Source organism: Bacillus sp. z33 (assembly GCF_058313615.1).
Genome location: NZ_JBZFQN010000001.1, coordinates 390,643 through 405,043, shown reverse-complemented (window position 1 = coordinate 405,043; position 14,401 = coordinate 390,643). Strand labels below are relative to the sequence as shown.

At 36.4% G+C, this 14,401-nt stretch carries 13 protein-coding genes; 11 read left to right on the top strand and 2 right to left on the bottom strand.

Annotation, left to right across the window (positions count from 1 at the left end):
- Positions 1–50: 50 nt before the first annotated feature.
- The 7 genes from AC4G3L_RS01860 (at position 51) to AC4G3L_RS01830 (ending at position 8,800) form a co-directional block, all read left to right on the top strand.
- A complete protein-coding gene (locus AC4G3L_RS01860) occupies positions 51–1,124 on the top strand; it encodes a GntR family transcriptional regulator (protein ID WP_491075275.1) in 1,074 nt (357 codons plus the stop codon).
- 207 nt (positions 1,125–1,331) lie between these two features.
- Positions 1,332–2,411, top strand: coding sequence for a multiple monosaccharide ABC transporter substrate-binding protein (gene chvE, locus AC4G3L_RS01855; protein WP_491075274.1), 1,080 nt, complete (start codon positions 1,332–1,334; stop codon positions 2,409–2,411).
- Between the two features lie 106 nt (positions 2,412–2,517).
- On the top strand, positions 2,518–3,597 hold the full coding sequence (gene chvE, locus AC4G3L_RS01850) for a multiple monosaccharide ABC transporter substrate-binding protein (protein WP_491075273.1): 1,080 nt from the start codon (positions 2,518–2,520) through the stop codon (positions 3,595–3,597).
- An 80-nt stretch (positions 3,598–3,677) separates the two neighbouring features.
- Positions 3,678–5,213: a multiple monosaccharide ABC transporter ATP-binding protein gene (gene mmsA / locus AC4G3L_RS01845; RefSeq protein ID WP_491075272.1), complete on the top strand. Its 1,536-nt coding sequence runs from the start codon at positions 3,678–3,680 to the stop codon at positions 5,211–5,213.
- The gene (gene mmsB, locus AC4G3L_RS01840) at positions 5,210–6,373 is read left to right on the top strand and encodes a multiple monosaccharide ABC transporter permease (protein WP_491075271.1); all 1,164 of its coding nucleotides are present in this window, start codon (positions 5,210–5,212) and stop codon (positions 6,371–6,373) included. The genes mmsA and mmsB overlap by 4 nt, the downstream gene beginning before the upstream one ends.
- A gap of 29 nt (positions 6,374–6,402) precedes the next feature.
- Positions 6,403–7,386: an aldo/keto reductase gene (locus AC4G3L_RS01835; RefSeq protein WP_491075270.1), complete on the top strand. Its 984-nt coding sequence runs from the start codon at positions 6,403–6,405 to the stop codon at positions 7,384–7,386.
- Positions 7,387–7,759: 373 nt separating this feature from the next.
- Complete coding sequence (locus AC4G3L_RS01830; RefSeq protein ID WP_491075269.1) at positions 7,760–8,800, top strand: aldose epimerase family protein; 1,041 nt, start codon at positions 7,760–7,762, stop codon at positions 8,798–8,800.
- 405 nt (positions 8,801–9,205) lie between these two features.
- On the opposite strand, the gene AC4G3L_RS01825 is transcribed toward AC4G3L_RS01830, so the two are convergent.
- A complete protein-coding gene (locus tag AC4G3L_RS01825; protein ID WP_491075268.1) occupies positions 9,206–10,129 on the bottom strand; it encodes an NAD(P)/FAD-dependent oxidoreductase in 924 nt (307 codons plus the stop codon).
- A 150-nt stretch (positions 10,130–10,279) separates the two neighbouring features.
- On the opposite strand from AC4G3L_RS01825, the gene AC4G3L_RS01820 reads away from it, so the two are divergent.
- A complete protein-coding gene (locus tag AC4G3L_RS01820) occupies positions 10,280–11,068 on the top strand; it encodes an SDR family oxidoreductase (RefSeq protein WP_491075267.1) in 789 nt (262 codons plus the stop codon).
- A gap of 100 nt (positions 11,069–11,168) precedes the next feature.
- Here AC4G3L_RS01820 and AC4G3L_RS01815 read toward each other — a convergent pair whose 3' ends face one another.
- Positions 11,169–12,038, bottom strand: coding sequence for a phosphatase PAP2 family protein (locus tag AC4G3L_RS01815; RefSeq protein ID WP_491075266.1), 870 nt, complete (start codon positions 12,036–12,038; stop codon positions 11,169–11,171).
- Between the two features lie 259 nt (positions 12,039–12,297).
- On the opposite strand from AC4G3L_RS01815, the gene AC4G3L_RS01810 reads away from it, so the two are divergent.
- The 3 genes from AC4G3L_RS01810 to AC4G3L_RS01800 all read left to right on the top strand — a co-directional run bounded on the left by AC4G3L_RS01810 (position 12,298) and on the right by AC4G3L_RS01800 (position 14,388).
- A complete protein-coding gene (locus AC4G3L_RS01810) occupies positions 12,298–12,741 on the top strand; it encodes a hypothetical protein (protein WP_491075265.1) in 444 nt (147 codons plus the stop codon).
- Positions 12,729–13,019: a YxcD family protein gene (locus AC4G3L_RS01805; RefSeq protein WP_491075264.1), complete on the top strand. Its 291-nt coding sequence runs from the start codon at positions 12,729–12,731 to the stop codon at positions 13,017–13,019. The genes AC4G3L_RS01810 and AC4G3L_RS01805 overlap by 13 nt, the downstream gene beginning before the upstream one ends.
- A gap of 226 nt (positions 13,020–13,245) precedes the next feature.
- Entirely contained in the window at positions 13,246–14,388 is a 1,143-nt protein-coding gene (locus tag AC4G3L_RS01800) for an acyl-CoA dehydrogenase family protein (RefSeq protein WP_491075263.1), read from the top strand.
- Positions 14,389–14,401 lie beyond the last annotated feature (13 nt).

Sequence of the window (14,401 nt, the reverse complement as noted above, 5' to 3'; positions counted from 1 at the left end):
AGTTATGGTAAACTGTTTATGATTTGTATGTTCATATGGGGGTGATTTATATGTTGAAAAAATACGAACAAGTTAAGATAGAGATTAGGAAGCTCATAGAAAGTGGAAAATATATACCTTATCAGCGCATAAGCTCTGAATCTGAGTTAACTCAGAAATTTGGAGTTAGCAGACATACGGTTCGCAAAGCAATTAATGATCTTGTCAATGAAGGCTGGTTATATACAGAGCAAGGTTCAGGTACCTTTTGTGCTGACCGAAACGCAAAGCAACCAGCTGAAAAAACAATTGCTCTCCTGACAACATATATATCAAATTATATATTCCCCTCCATAATTAATGGAGTTGAATCCTATTTAAGCAGTAAAGGATATACTCTGCTCCTTTATAGTACGAATAATGATTTAAATAAAGAGAAGATTTGCCTGGAGAATCTATTTAACAGAAATATTGCTGGTTTGATTGTCGAACCGACTAAAAGTAATTTCTATAACCCCAATTTGAAATACTATTTAAATTTAGAAAGAAAAAAAATACCGTATCTTATGATTAATGCCTATTATCCTGAACTCAATCCCTATAGCTTAACGGTAGACGATGAGTTAGGTGCTTATATTGCTACTGAACACTTGATTAAATTGGGGCATACAAGCATCGCAGGACTCTTTAAAACGGATGATCAACAAGGCGTTAAGAGGATGCAGGGATTTATTAAAGCACATCGGGAGCATGGCATCCCGATCTTACCAAATATGATTCTACCGTATACAACAATAGAAAAAGAAAAGGTTTTGAATGAAGATTTTAGGAAACTATTAAATTCTGAACAAAGACCTACAGGGCTCTTTTGTTATAATGATGAAATAGCATTGACTGCTCTTGATGTTATTAGGGAGTACGGAATAAGTGTACCTGATGATTTATCAATTGTAGGTTTCGATGACTCAAATTTAGCGACTGCATCTGAAGTTAAATTAACTACTGTCAGTCATCCTAAAAGTGAAATGGGAAGGAAAGCAGCCGAAACAATTATCCAGCTGATTGAAAATAAAGATGAGGTTCTTCCTTCGATGATTTATAAACCAGAGTTAATTGTGCGAAATTCAACGAAAAGTATCATTTAAAAACCCACCAAAATGGGTTTTTTATTTTGTTCACAAATGATTGTAAAAATTTTTCAAAAAAGCATAATTTAGTAGCGTACTTGTACTAACAAGTAGTATGATATTGTTGTAAGCGTATCCATTAATTTGAAAGGTTTCTATATTCTGATTTTTTAAGAGGTTTATTGAATAAGAAACTATATTTTAACAAAAGGAGAGGTTAATCAGATGAAAAAGTTTGTTGCTGCATTAATGATGTTTGCGTTGATATTTACATTAGCGGCTTGTGGTGGCGATGAAAAATCAAGCGGTGATGAAAAGGGTTACGTTGGAATAGCTATGCCAACAAAGTCATCGGAGCGTTGGGTATTTGATGGAGAAAATATGGTTAAAGAGTTTGAAAAGTTAGGATATAAAACGGATCTTCAATATGGCGAAGACGTCATTGAAAATCAAATCGCCCAAATTGAAAATATGATTACTAAAGGAGTAGATATTTTAGTAATCGCCTCCATCGATGGTGAATCATTGACAGAAGTACTACAAAAAGCGGCAGACCAGGATATTAAAGTTATATCTTATGACCGCTTAATTAAAGGGACAGATAATGTGAGCTATTACGCCACATTTGACAACTTTAAAGTTGGTGTTTTACAAGCCTCATACATTGAAGACAAACTTGGCCTTAAAGATGGAAAAGGACCATTTAATATTGAATTGTTTGGCGGATCACCAGACGATAACAACGCATACTTTTTCTATGATGGGGCAATGTCAGTCTTAAAACCATACATAGATTCAGGTAAATTAGTTGTTAAAAGTAACCAAACAGATATGAAGCAAATTGCTACTTTACGCTGGGATGGGGCAACAGCACAATCCCGTATGGACAACTTACTTAGTTCAAAATATTCATCAGATCGTGTAGATGCGGTTCTATCACCGTTTGATGGAATCAGTATAGGTATTATATCTTCCTTAAAAGGGGTTGGTTATGGAACAGAAAGTAAACCATTACCAATTATTACTGGTCAGGATGCGGAGTTGGCATCAGTGAAGTCGATTATTGCAGGTGAACAAACATCAACCATATTTAAAGATACGAGAGCATTAGCTAAAAAAGCAGTTGAAATGGCCGATGCAGTCCTAAAAGGTAAGGAAGCGGAAGTAAATGATACTGAAACCTATGATAATGGAAAAAAGGTTGTTCCATCTTATCTATTGGAGCCAGTTTCAGTTGATAAAGAGAATTATAAAGAGATTTTAATAGATAGTGGATATTATACAGAAGAAGAATTAAGCAAATAAAAAAATAATAGTCTATGCATTTTTTGAAAGGTTTCTATATTCAACTCATTATGGGGCTAAATTGAATTAGGAACCTTATTTTTTAAAAAAGGGAGAGGATAATAAAATGAGAAAGTTTATTACTGCCATAATGATGTTTGTGTTGGTATTTACCTTGGCGGCATGTGGAGGCGAAGAAAAATCCAGCAGTGATGAAAAAGGCTTTGTTGGAATAGCCATGCCAACAAAGTCATCGGAGCGTTGGGTATTTGATGGAGAGAATATGGTCAAAGAATTTGAAAAATTAGGGTACAAAACAGATCTTCAATACGGCGAAGATGTCATTGAAAATCAAATTGCCCAAATTGAAAATATGATTACTAAAGGAGTAGATATTTTAGTAATCGCCTCCATCGATGGTGAATCTTTAACAGAGGTTTTACAAAAAGCAGCAGACCAGGATATTAAAGTTATATCTTATGACCGCTTAATTAAAGGGACGGATAATGTGAGCTATTACGCCACATTTGACAACTTCAAAGTGGGTGTTTTACAAGGCTCCTATATTGAAGAAAAACTTGGTCTTAAAGATGGAAAAGGACCATTTAATATTGAATTATTTGGCGGGTCTCCAGACGATAACAACGCATACTTTTTCTATGATGGGGCAATGTCAGTCTTAAAACCATACATAGATTCAGGGAAATTGATTGTTAGAAGTAAACAAACAGATATGAAGAAAATCGCTACTTTACGCTGGGATGGGGCAACAGCGCAAACTCGTATGGATAACTTGCTAAGCTCACAATATTCATCTGAGCGTGTAGATGCGGTTTTATCCCCGAATGATGCACTCGCTATCGGTATCATATCTTCTTTAAAAGGGGTTGGTTATGGAACAGAAAGTAAACCATTACCAATTATTACTGGACAGGATGCTGATTTAGCATCAGTAAAATCGATCATTGCCGGTGAACAAACATCTTCCATATTTAAAGATACGAGAGCATTAGCTAAAAAAGCAGTTGAAATGACAGATGCAGTCCTAAAAGGCAAGGAAGCAGAAGTAAACGACACTAAAACATACGACAATGGAAGCAAAGTCGTACCATCTTATCTTTTAGAACCAGTTATAGTAGATAAAGAAAATTATAAAGAAATATTAGTAGATAGTGGATATTACACAGAAGAAGAATTAAGTAAGTAACAAAATGATAGGTGGATGCTGTTTGATTGTAATGTAATTAATCAAACGGCATCCCAATTTATACAATTGAGGTGAATGGCGTGTCATCAATTTTATTGGAAATGAAAAATATCACGAAGACATTCCCTGGGGTAAAAGCTCTTGATCAAGTGAATTTGAAAATCAAAGAAGGAGAAATTCATGCCCTTTGCGGAGAAAATGGAGCAGGAAAATCCACATTAATGAAAGTATTAAGTGGAGTATACCCACATGGCACTTATTCAGGAGATATCTTATTTAATGGAGAAGTATGTGAATTTAAAAATATTAAGCAAAGTGAAAATTTGGGGATTGTTATCATCCATCAAGAGTTAGCTTTAATTCCATATCTATCAATCTCTGAAAATATATTTATTGGGAATGAGCAAACAAAAAACGGAATCATTAATTTTAATGAAACAATCGTGAAAACGCTAGACTTACTGAAAATTGTTGGGTTAAATGAATCGCCAGATACACCTGTTAATCAGTTAGGTGTGGGGAAACAACAATTGGTTGAAATTGCAAAAGCTTTATCCAAAAAGGTGAAATTACTAATTTTAGATGAACCAACTGCTGCTTTAAATGAGGATGATAGTGAAAATCTTTTGGAATTAATGCTTGAATTCAAGAGACAAGGAATGACTTCCATCATTATCTCACATAAATTAAATGAGATCGCTAAAGTGGCAGATTCCATAACCATCCTGCGTGATGGCAAGACAATTGAAACCCTCGATATGAAAAAAGGGGTTACAGAGGATCGAATTATTAAAGGCATGGTCGGGCGCGACCTGACGAACCGGTATCCAGATCACACATCAAATATTGGAGAAACTATTTTGGAAGTGAAAAATTGGACGGTTCAAGATGAAAATAATCCGGACAGAAACATTGTTGATGATGTCAGTTTTCACATAAATAGAGGTGAGATCATAGGGATAGCCGGCTTAATGGGGGCTGGGAGAACTGAGCTGGCGATGAGTATTTTTGGTAAAGCATACGGCAAAAAAGTTTCTGGTCAACTTTTTAAAAATGGAAAAGAATTGAAGTTAAAAAATATTACGCAAGCCATTAAAAATGGAATTGCTTACGTAACTGAGGACCGTAAATCATTTGGCCTTGTTTTAGAAGAAGATATTAAAACAAATATAACATTAGCAAATCTAAATAAAATATCGAAGAATACAGTCGTGAACGAAAACCAGGAAATTATAGAAGCAGAAAAATATCGTAAAAAAATGAATATCAAAAGTCCGAGCATCCTGCAAAAAGCGATGAATTTGAGCGGCGGAAATCAGCAAAAAGTTGTGTTAAGTAAATGGATTTTTACTGAACCGGAAATCTTTATATTAGATGAACCTACGCGCGGGATTGACGTGGGTGCTAAGTATGAAATCTATTCTATTATAAATGAATTGGCAGACAAAGGAATAGGAGTCTTGGTTATATCATCAGAACTGCCTGAGATATTAGGAATATGTGACAGAATTTATGTCATGCGTGAGGGTACATTTACGGCAGAGTTTAACCGCCATGATGCTTCACAAGAAAAAATTATGAAATACATGACCAGGACAGGAGTGGAACAGCTGTGAAAACACTTACTAGCTTAGTAAAAAATAATATAAGACAGTATGGAATGATACTGGCTCTGATTTTTATTATGGTATTGTTTCAAGTATTAACAGATGGAATCTTACTAAAACCTCTTAATATTACAAATCTAATTATGCAAAATAGCTATATTCTTGTTTTGGCTATTGGTATGCTTTTGGTCATTATTTTGGGGCATATCGACCTTTCTGTTGGATCGATTGTAGCGTTTGTTGGCGCTATGTCAGCCATATTTATGATTGAAATGAATTTGCCGATTTGGTTATCTGTAGTGCTTTGTCTTATCATTGGAGCATTAATAGGAGCTTGGCATGGGTTCTGGGTAGCATTCCTTAGGGTTCCTGCCTTTATTGTTACACTCGCGGGGATGCTGATTTTCCGGGGACTTACAATGCTTGTTCTTAACGGGCAATCTATTGCACCATTTCCTGATTCTTTCCGAAAAATCAGCACAGGGTTCATACCGGGATTGAATAAAACGGGAGAATTAGATTTATTGACTATGATTGTCGGAGTTTTAATCTCTCTCCTGCTAATATGGGGTGAATTAAGTAAACGTAAAAAACAACAGTCTTACAATTTTGAAGTACTTCCTATGTGGCTATTTACTTTAAAGCTGGTATTTATAGTAGCAGTTATGAATATATTTGCTTATTTCCTAGCTTCATATGAAGGTATCCCTAATATTTTGGTTATTTTAGTCGTATTAATTGTCGCTTACTCATTCTTTACGAATAAAACAGTTCCTGGCCGACATTTATATGCACTGGGAGGCAATGAAAAAGCAGCGAAATTATCGGGTATTAAAACCAAATGGCTAACCTTCTGGGTATTTGTGAATATGGGTGTATTATCTGCTTTATCAGGGTTATTATTTGCAGCTCGGTTAAATGCGGCGACTCCAAAAGCGGGGAACTCTTTTGAGTTGGATGCGATTGCTGCGGTCTTTATTGGCGGAGCTTCCGCATATGGCGGTATAGGTACAGTTATTGGAGCAGTAGTGGGCGGATTGGTAATGGGTGTCTTAAACAATGGGATGTCTTTAATCGGTTTAGGTGTAGATTATCAACAAACAATTAAAGGCTTAGTGCTGTTGTTGGCTGTAGGTTTTGATGTTTATAACAAAAATAAATCTTCATAATCAATTTTACTTAAAGGAGTAACCTAAAAATGAAATATCGTAAACTTGGAAATACAGATTTATCTGTCAGTGAAATTAGTTTTGGTACATGGGGTATTGGCGGTGATTGGGGAGAGTCTGATACCCAGGATGCTCTTCTTGGTTTAAATCGTGCTATGGAGAATGGAGTTAATTTCTTTGATACTGCGGATGTATATGGGAGTGGCAGAAGTGAAGAGTTGCTGAGGCAAGCAACGAAAGGAAAAGAGGATACCATCTATATTGCATCTAAATTTTGTCGAGCCGGTGATATCCACGATCCAAATACGTATTCAGAAGAGACCATACGAGCATATTGCGAGGCCAGTTTAAAGCGACTTGGCCGTGAAAGAATAGATTTATATCAGATTCATTGTCCTCCCTTGCATATATTACAGAATACGGATGTATTTACTGTATTGGATAAACTTCAGCAGGAGGGCAAAATACGCCATTTTGGCGTGAGTGTAGAGACTGTTGAAGAAGGACTGTACTGCCTGACTATACCTGGTGTCAGGGCGTTGCAGGTTATTTTCAATTTATTTCGTCAAAAGCCACTTGAAGAGCTTTTCCCTGCTGCTAAAAAACAAGGGGTTGGTATATTGGCCCGTGTGCCACTAGCAAGTGGATTATTAACAGGGAAGTTCAATTCACAAACAAAATTTGATGAGAATGATCACCGCCGCTTCAATGCAAACGGAGAGAAGTTTAATGTAGGGGAAACATTCGCTGGTCTTGAGTTCTCAAAAGGAGTGGAATTGGCTGATAAGCTTTCCTGGATTGCGGAAGGCAGAGAATCCTTAGCAAATTCGGCCTTACGATGGATACTTGATCATGACGAAATCACTTGTGCAATACCTGGATTTAAAAATGTGGCACAGGTTAATCAAAATCTGAAAGCGATTCATACAAATTCCTTTACAGAAGAGGAGTTAGAAAAACTTCATACCTTTTATGTAAAGGAAGTACGTGATTATATTCGCGGACCGTATTAATGTCCTTGAGACACAGAAATTGAATATCAATCAATATCTTAGGGCAATTAGATTAGTTTGAAGACATGCCTACTGCAGTAAAAATAATAAATGGGCAGGCATTAGAGACTTATATTTTCTCTAATTCCTGTTTATTTTTTATGATTAAAAGGTAGATATATAGTTGAATACTAAATATCTCAAGAAATCATTAAAACACTCTTTCATAACAAATGAATCAAATAAAAAAAGGTTATGGAAATATCATGCGCTGCCATATAAATAACCAACTAATGGAATGATTAACAATCATCTCGAATATTTGATGGAACTTAGTATTTCTAAAAATAGTTATTGAGAACAGTACTACTAATAGGATAAGGAGAAATAGTACATGAAAATCGAACAAAAGGTATTTGGAAAGATTGAGGATCAAGAAGTTATACAGTTTTCCATTACAAATAAATCAGGATTTACAGTTCGCTTTATTAATTATGGTTGTGTGATCACTGATATTATAGCACCAGACGGCGAGGGGAATTTGGAGAATATCGTATTGGGTTTTGATCGTATAGAAGATTATATGGATTATTCCCCGTACTTTGGAGCAATCGTTGGCAGAATAGCTGGTAGAATCGCGAATGGACAGTTTACCCTTAACGGAAAGTCCTATCAGTTAATTCAAAATGAGGGTGATAACCATTTACATGGAGGCGTTAAGGGATTCAGCCATGTCCTATGGGATTATAAAGTAATAGAGGAAAACGATGCTGTTCGGGTTGAATTCAGCTATACAAGTAAAGCGGGAGAAGAAGGCTTTCCTGGTCAGGTAGACATTACAACAACGTACGCAGTGAATGAAAATAATCAATTAGATATTTACTATAAAGCAACCACTGATGAAGATACTATCATTAATCTAACAAACCATACATATTTTAATTTGAGTGGAGACTTGAACAAAACAATTGATAATCATGAATTACAAATGAAGAGCAGTCGATTTATAGAACTTCGGGATGATTCTATTCCGACTGGTCAATTGATTCCAGTTGAAGGAACACCATTTGATTTCCTGGATAGCAAGCCGATTTCGCAAGGTGTTGATAGCGGCTATAAACAAAACGAATTGGTAGGAAATGGCTTTGACCATCCTTTCGCATTGGACTCCAATTTTAATAGAGAGATACAATTATATGATCCTGAAAGCGGTCGTACATTATTGGTAGAAACAGATCAACCTGCTGTCGTTGTTTATACATGTAATCAATATGAAGGTGATTATGCAATCAGAGGAGTCCGTCCGCATCATCATATGGCTGTATGCCTGGAAACGCAAGGTTTCCCCGATGCCATTAACCAACCGGACTTCCCTCCGGTAACGTTGAAAAAAGAGGATGTATACCAAGCGCACACCAGATATATACTTAAATAAACAGAAAAAAGAGGATGGGACATAAGTATTTCAGTCAATGATAAATCCGAACTATTAGGTGATATTTTTATAAATATTTCGCCTAATAATTCGGATTTTTATTTATTTTCAATAGATTGGTTACTACTGTATACCATTATTAAACTTAGTGGAATGGAGCGGAAGCCACCGACTCCTGCGGGAAGTAGAGGAAAGGCTGAGACCCCGCAGGCGTAGCCGAGGAGGCTCAGCTTCCTCCCCGCGGAAAGCGAGTGGCTGCAGCGCAATGGAACGAACTTTTCTTCCAACTTAACTCTTGAATAAGTAACAAAGCCGATAAATTAGATATCGTTCGTCTTTTCAGGATCGTTTATAAGTTATGTCCCAGCCTCTTTGTTTATTATTCATTTACTATAGATCATTCGTTTACATTATTCCTTTTCTTTTATATTCCATTAATCGTTTATTGATCCAAATTGCCGCCTGGGTCGCATCACCCATAGCAATGGTGGCCTGTTCAGAGTGTGAAACAATATCTCCAGCTGCCCATACATTTTTAATGTTTGTTTCTTTTGTGCGGGCATCAACTTTAATATGTCTGTTATTTTCGATATGGACACCAATTTGTTTGGCTAATTCTGTATGAACTTTATTCCCTCCAAACCCAATAAACGCTCGATCTGCTTTTAAAAATTGACCGTTTTTTAGGTAGACTCCTGTAAAGAGATCTTCTGATTTCTTTGACACAGATTCAATCTCTTCTTCGAGATACGTAATCTGATGGTCCTTTAGTTTGGAGAGGATATCGGATGTAACAGCTGTTTTTTCATGATTGATATAGGTTATGTCATCTGTCCAATTTAATAAGGATACAGCAAGACTTGCACCGCTATCGCCTGCACCCATCACAATAATTTTTTTATCAAGTGCTTCATAACCATCACAATCTGTACATATATAAATGGTACTGCCCAGGCACTCTCTTAGATTGGGAATGTCAGGTATACGGTCCGTAATTCCGGTAGCCAATAAAAGGGTCTTGGTTCGATGAGTTCCACTTTCGGTTGTCACCAAAAAGTCATCATCCTTTTTTGTTATCTGCTTCACATGAGTTTTCATAAAAGTAACTCCTGTTTCAGAAGCTTGTTGTTTCCCTTTTTCACGTAAAGCCTCCCCACTGATACCTTCAGGCCATCCGATGATATTCCGGTAATCTTTGCATAAATTAGAGCGTCCTGCTACTTTTGAATCCAATACTAAACAGTTAATCTGGCTTCTCCCCATCTGTATGGCAGCCTGAGTACCGGCAATTCCTCCACCTATTACAATACATTCCCATAAATTATTCATAACTATTTCATTGCCTCCTGCAAAACTTCATCCTTAGTTTCTGGATGAAAGAAGATATTATACCCTTCTATACCCATTCAAATTGTTTTTTGACAAACAAATTCTCTAAATGTGAAAATAAGATATGGAAATAGAATGGAGGTTAGAAAGGTGGATCTTAATTTAGCAGGAAAAAATGCACTGGTGGTTGCATCCAGTCAGGGGTTGGGAAAAGCAATTGCGCAAAAGTTAGTGGAAGAAGGCGCAAATGTGATGATTACAGGCAGAAGCGCAAGTAAGCTCAAAAGAGTGGCAGAGGAACTTATTCGGTTAAACAAAGAAGGTAAGGTTTCTTACTGTGAAGCAGACATCACGAAACCAGATCAAATCAAACATTTGGTTAGCAAGACTGTCCAAGAGTTTGGAACAATTGATATACTACTCAATAATGCTGGAGGGCCACCCGCCGGGACCTTTATGGAGTTATCTGATGAAGACTGGCAAAATGCATTTGAGTTGAATTTGTTAAGCTATATAAGAATTATTCGCGAAGTATATCCCCATATGAAAGAGAAGGGCGGAAGAATCTTAAATATGGCTTCTTCATCGGTAAAGGAGCCGATTCAGGGATTGCTGTTATCTAACACGTTCCGCCTAGGCATTACCGGATTAACGAAGACTCTAGCCTCCGAATTCGCAAGGAACCAAATATTAATTAATACGATTGCACCAGGTGTCATATCTACAGACAGAATAACTTATTTGGATGAAAAAACGGCCGAGCGCCAGGGAATTTCCTCTCATGAAGTAAGAACAAATACACAAAACCAAATCCCGCTTGGCAGATATGGGGAGCCTGAAGAATTTGCCAACTATGCAGTCTTTCTATTATCCATGATCAATACGTATGTAACCGGACAAGTGTTACTCGTCGATGGTGGGAAAGTAAAAGGGATTTAATTATAGTAAAACAATAGACGCCAGAACCCGCGGGGTATTATAAGTATCCGTACGGGTTTTGGCGTCATTTTAAATTTATGTTTTAAGTTGAAGATGCTCATTAATTGGCTTGCTTTTCGGAATTTGAGGATACAGTGTCTTTTTTCATAAATACCAGGTTGGGAGCGAATCTGCTTTTCACTATAGCTGGCTTCGCAACGATCAGAGATACCAGATTAGCCATCGTAAAGGCAGTAAAGGCAAGGGCAACACCTGCAGCCATATCAGTCAGCCAATGGATTCCAAGATAAATGGTCGAGAACATAATAATTCCAACGCTGCCGGTCATGAGCCATTTAAAAGGCTTGTTATTCGATTTATAGCTTAAAAATAATAAAGTTAATGAAATAGAATTATGCAAGCTCGGGAAACAATTATTTAATCCTGATACATTCCGATATTGTGTCTCAAAGTCCGGATAAACTTCCGGGATTAAAAAGCTAACCTGATTATGAACATACCAAACCTCATTAACGGGTAAAAAAAGATAAAAGGGTATGGCAATTAAATAATTTAAGCTAATGGCATAAATAAACGTATAAAATAGATGTTTATCATTTTGGATAAGATAAAGGACAAATGATGTAGAGATTAAGGTAACAAATATGATGATGTAGAAAAAAGTGGTTAATTCAGTTAGCCAACTATTATTCAAGAGATTTTGGAAATCTGCCAGCAAAGTGCCTTCATACTGATGGAAAAAATGCGAATAATCCCCGATATGAATAAATTTGCTCTCAATTTTCAACTCCAGTTTATTGAGGAGAAGTATAATTCCCAGTAAGGCAAAATGAATCCACAATTTCTTGTCTTTTCGACTGTCCCATATTATTTTAAACGCAATTAGAGGGTTACGTTTAGCAAGGATGATGACTAAAAAAATGGTCATGATCGTTATGGTCACAGCTATGGTAAACATAGAATGATACATAAAAAGTTAATCCCTTCTGATTGAATATATTCATAGTGTTTATATTATACTTTTTTGTTTCTCAAGAGTAGTAATATAGTATGAATTTTTACATTTTTATTCTTGATAAAGGGTACTCATTAAATAATAATAAATTAACCTAAAAAAGTTGAAGAAAAATAAAAATCTATGAAACTTCTTCAAACTTGATTCGTATATACAAATATGGGAAACTTAGCCTGACACAAAAAAACATACCAGAATTACAGGAGGAATTATTTTGATAAAGAAAATGTTAACTGCTTTTATGTTGATTACCTTTGTATTTGCACCGGTTGCGGAACATACTTTTGTAGGAACTTCACATGAAGTTAGTGCGAAATCATATCGTTCAGGAAAAAAATCTTTTAATTCGAATAACAACCAATCTAATTTCAACCAAAATAAATCAACTGTAAATAAACAAAAATCATCAACTAACAGTAATGCTAAAGCAACTAAAACAAATTCATTTAATAAAGGCGGCTTCATGAAGAGCATGATGCTTGGCGGTATTGCCGGATTATTATTCGGCGGCTTGCTGGCTAATATGGGCGCTATGGGATCCGTGCTTGGATTATTATTAAATGTGCTTGTAATTGTGCTTATTATCGGGTTAATTAAAAAGATCTTCACACGTAACAACCGTCCAAGAAAAGAGGTTGACGGAACGTGGAGAGGATAAAAATATCAGAACAAGAGATTATTAATTCACTTTGTGTTTATATTGCTGCTAAAAAGCAAGTCAATCCTGAACAAGTTGAAGTTGAATTAATGTATGACGATGAATATGGATTCTCCGCAGAAGCACTTGTAAATGGCAGATTTCAAATCCTTATTACGGCAAATATGATTGAAGCATTGCGCTTTTATATTGAGCATGAGCTTCAAATGGATCCTTATGCTGCCGGTATCGAACTTGAATTGGACGATGATGAAGGCATTATTGCCTACGTTAATTAAATATTAAAAAGAGGCTCAGGCCTCTTTTTTTATTTTTAAAGTCATATAATCTTTATTTTTCACTTCTGGCTATTAGCTTAGTGATAGTCTATTCAAGAATTGGTATGTACTATTATATTTTTTTGGAAAATTATTAAAATATTCGTGACTTTCTTAATCATGGTCTCTAATATAAAAAGCATAGGTTATTATTTAAGCGCTTACATACATGAGGAGGAAATATCAGATGCATCCTTATTTAAATGAAGAGCATGACATATTTAGAAAATCCTTTCGTAAGTTCTTAGAAAAGGAGGCCTATCCATACTATAATCAGTGGGAGAAAGAGAAACTGATTCCACGGGAATTTTGGATCAAACTTGGTCAAGAAGGTTATTTGTGTCCGGATATAGCTGAGCAGTATGGGGGCTTGGAAACAGATTGGGGGATATCGGTTGTCATTAATGAAGAACTCGAACGGGTTGGATCGGGTACAATTGGGATTGGTCTTCATAATGATATCGTTGTCCCGTATATAAACACTTTCGGTTCAAAAGAACAGAAGGACAAATGGCTTCCTAAATGTGTAAGTGGAGAGATAATTACTGCCATTGCCATGACTGAACCAGGTGCGGGTTCGGATTTGGCTTCTATATCAACCTCTGCAAAATTAAAAGGAGACCATTATGTTTTAAATGGACAGAAGACTTTTATCACGAACGGTATTCATGCAGACCTTATCATAGTAGCCTGTAAAACGGATCTGCAGGCTGTACCGAAGCATAAAGGAATTAGCTTGCTTGTTGTCGAAAGGAATATGGAAGGCTTCTCAAGAGGGCGTAAGTTAGAAAAGGTTGGCATGCATTGCCAGGATACAGCGGAACTCCTATTCGAGGATTGTATCGTTCCAAAGGAAAATTTATTAGGTGAAGAGGGACAAGGCTTCCTGTATATGATGGACAAGCTCCAGCAAGAACGATTAATCGTAGCTATATCAGCGCAGATTGCCGCTGAGGATATGTTTCAGATGACGCTCGAATATGTGAAATCAAGAAAAGCATTTGGTAAATCAATCAGCGATTTCCAGAATACACAGTTTAAACTGGCCGAGATTGCTTCAGACATTAAAATGGGACGAGTCTTTCTTGATCAGTTAATTGGTGATCACATAGCTGGTAAGAATGTGGTAACAGAAGTCTCGATGGCCAAGTGGAAATTAACTGATATGGCAAAGCGTATCTCAGTCGACTGTATGCAGCTATACGGAGGATATGGGTACATGGAAGAATACAAGATTGCCAGACGATTCCGGGATACTCCGGTAAGCAGTATTTATGCTGGAACAAATGAGATTATGAAGACCATCATTGCTAAAAAGCTGGGACTTTAAAGAATTTAGAGAA

Excerpts from the sequence above, each read along its gene's own strand:
- chvE (WP_491075273.1), top strand. The coding sequence starts at position 2,518 with ATGAGAAAGTTTATTACTGCCATAATGATGTTTGTGTTGGTATTTACC.
- AC4G3L_RS01815 (WP_491075266.1), bottom strand. The coding sequence starts at position 12,038 with ATGTATCATTCTATGTTTACCATAGCTGTGACCATAACGATCATGACC.
- AC4G3L_RS01860 (WP_491075275.1), top strand. The coding sequence starts at position 51 with ATGTTGAAAAAATACGAACAAGTTAAGATAGAGATTAGGAAGCTCATA.
- AC4G3L_RS01800 (WP_491075263.1), top strand. The coding sequence starts at position 13,246 with ATGCATCCTTATTTAAATGAAGAGCATGACATATTTAGAAAATCCTTT.
- chvE (WP_491075274.1), top strand. The coding sequence starts at position 1,332 with ATGAAAAAGTTTGTTGCTGCATTAATGATGTTTGCGTTGATATTTACA.
- AC4G3L_RS01835 (WP_491075270.1), top strand. The coding sequence starts at position 6,403 with ATGAAATATCGTAAACTTGGAAATACAGATTTATCTGTCAGTGAAATT.
- AC4G3L_RS01830 (WP_491075269.1), top strand. The coding sequence starts at position 7,760 with ATGAAAATCGAACAAAAGGTATTTGGAAAGATTGAGGATCAAGAAGTT.
- AC4G3L_RS01825 (WP_491075268.1), bottom strand. The coding sequence starts at position 10,129 with ATGAATAATTTATGGGAATGTATTGTAATAGGTGGAGGAATTGCCGGT.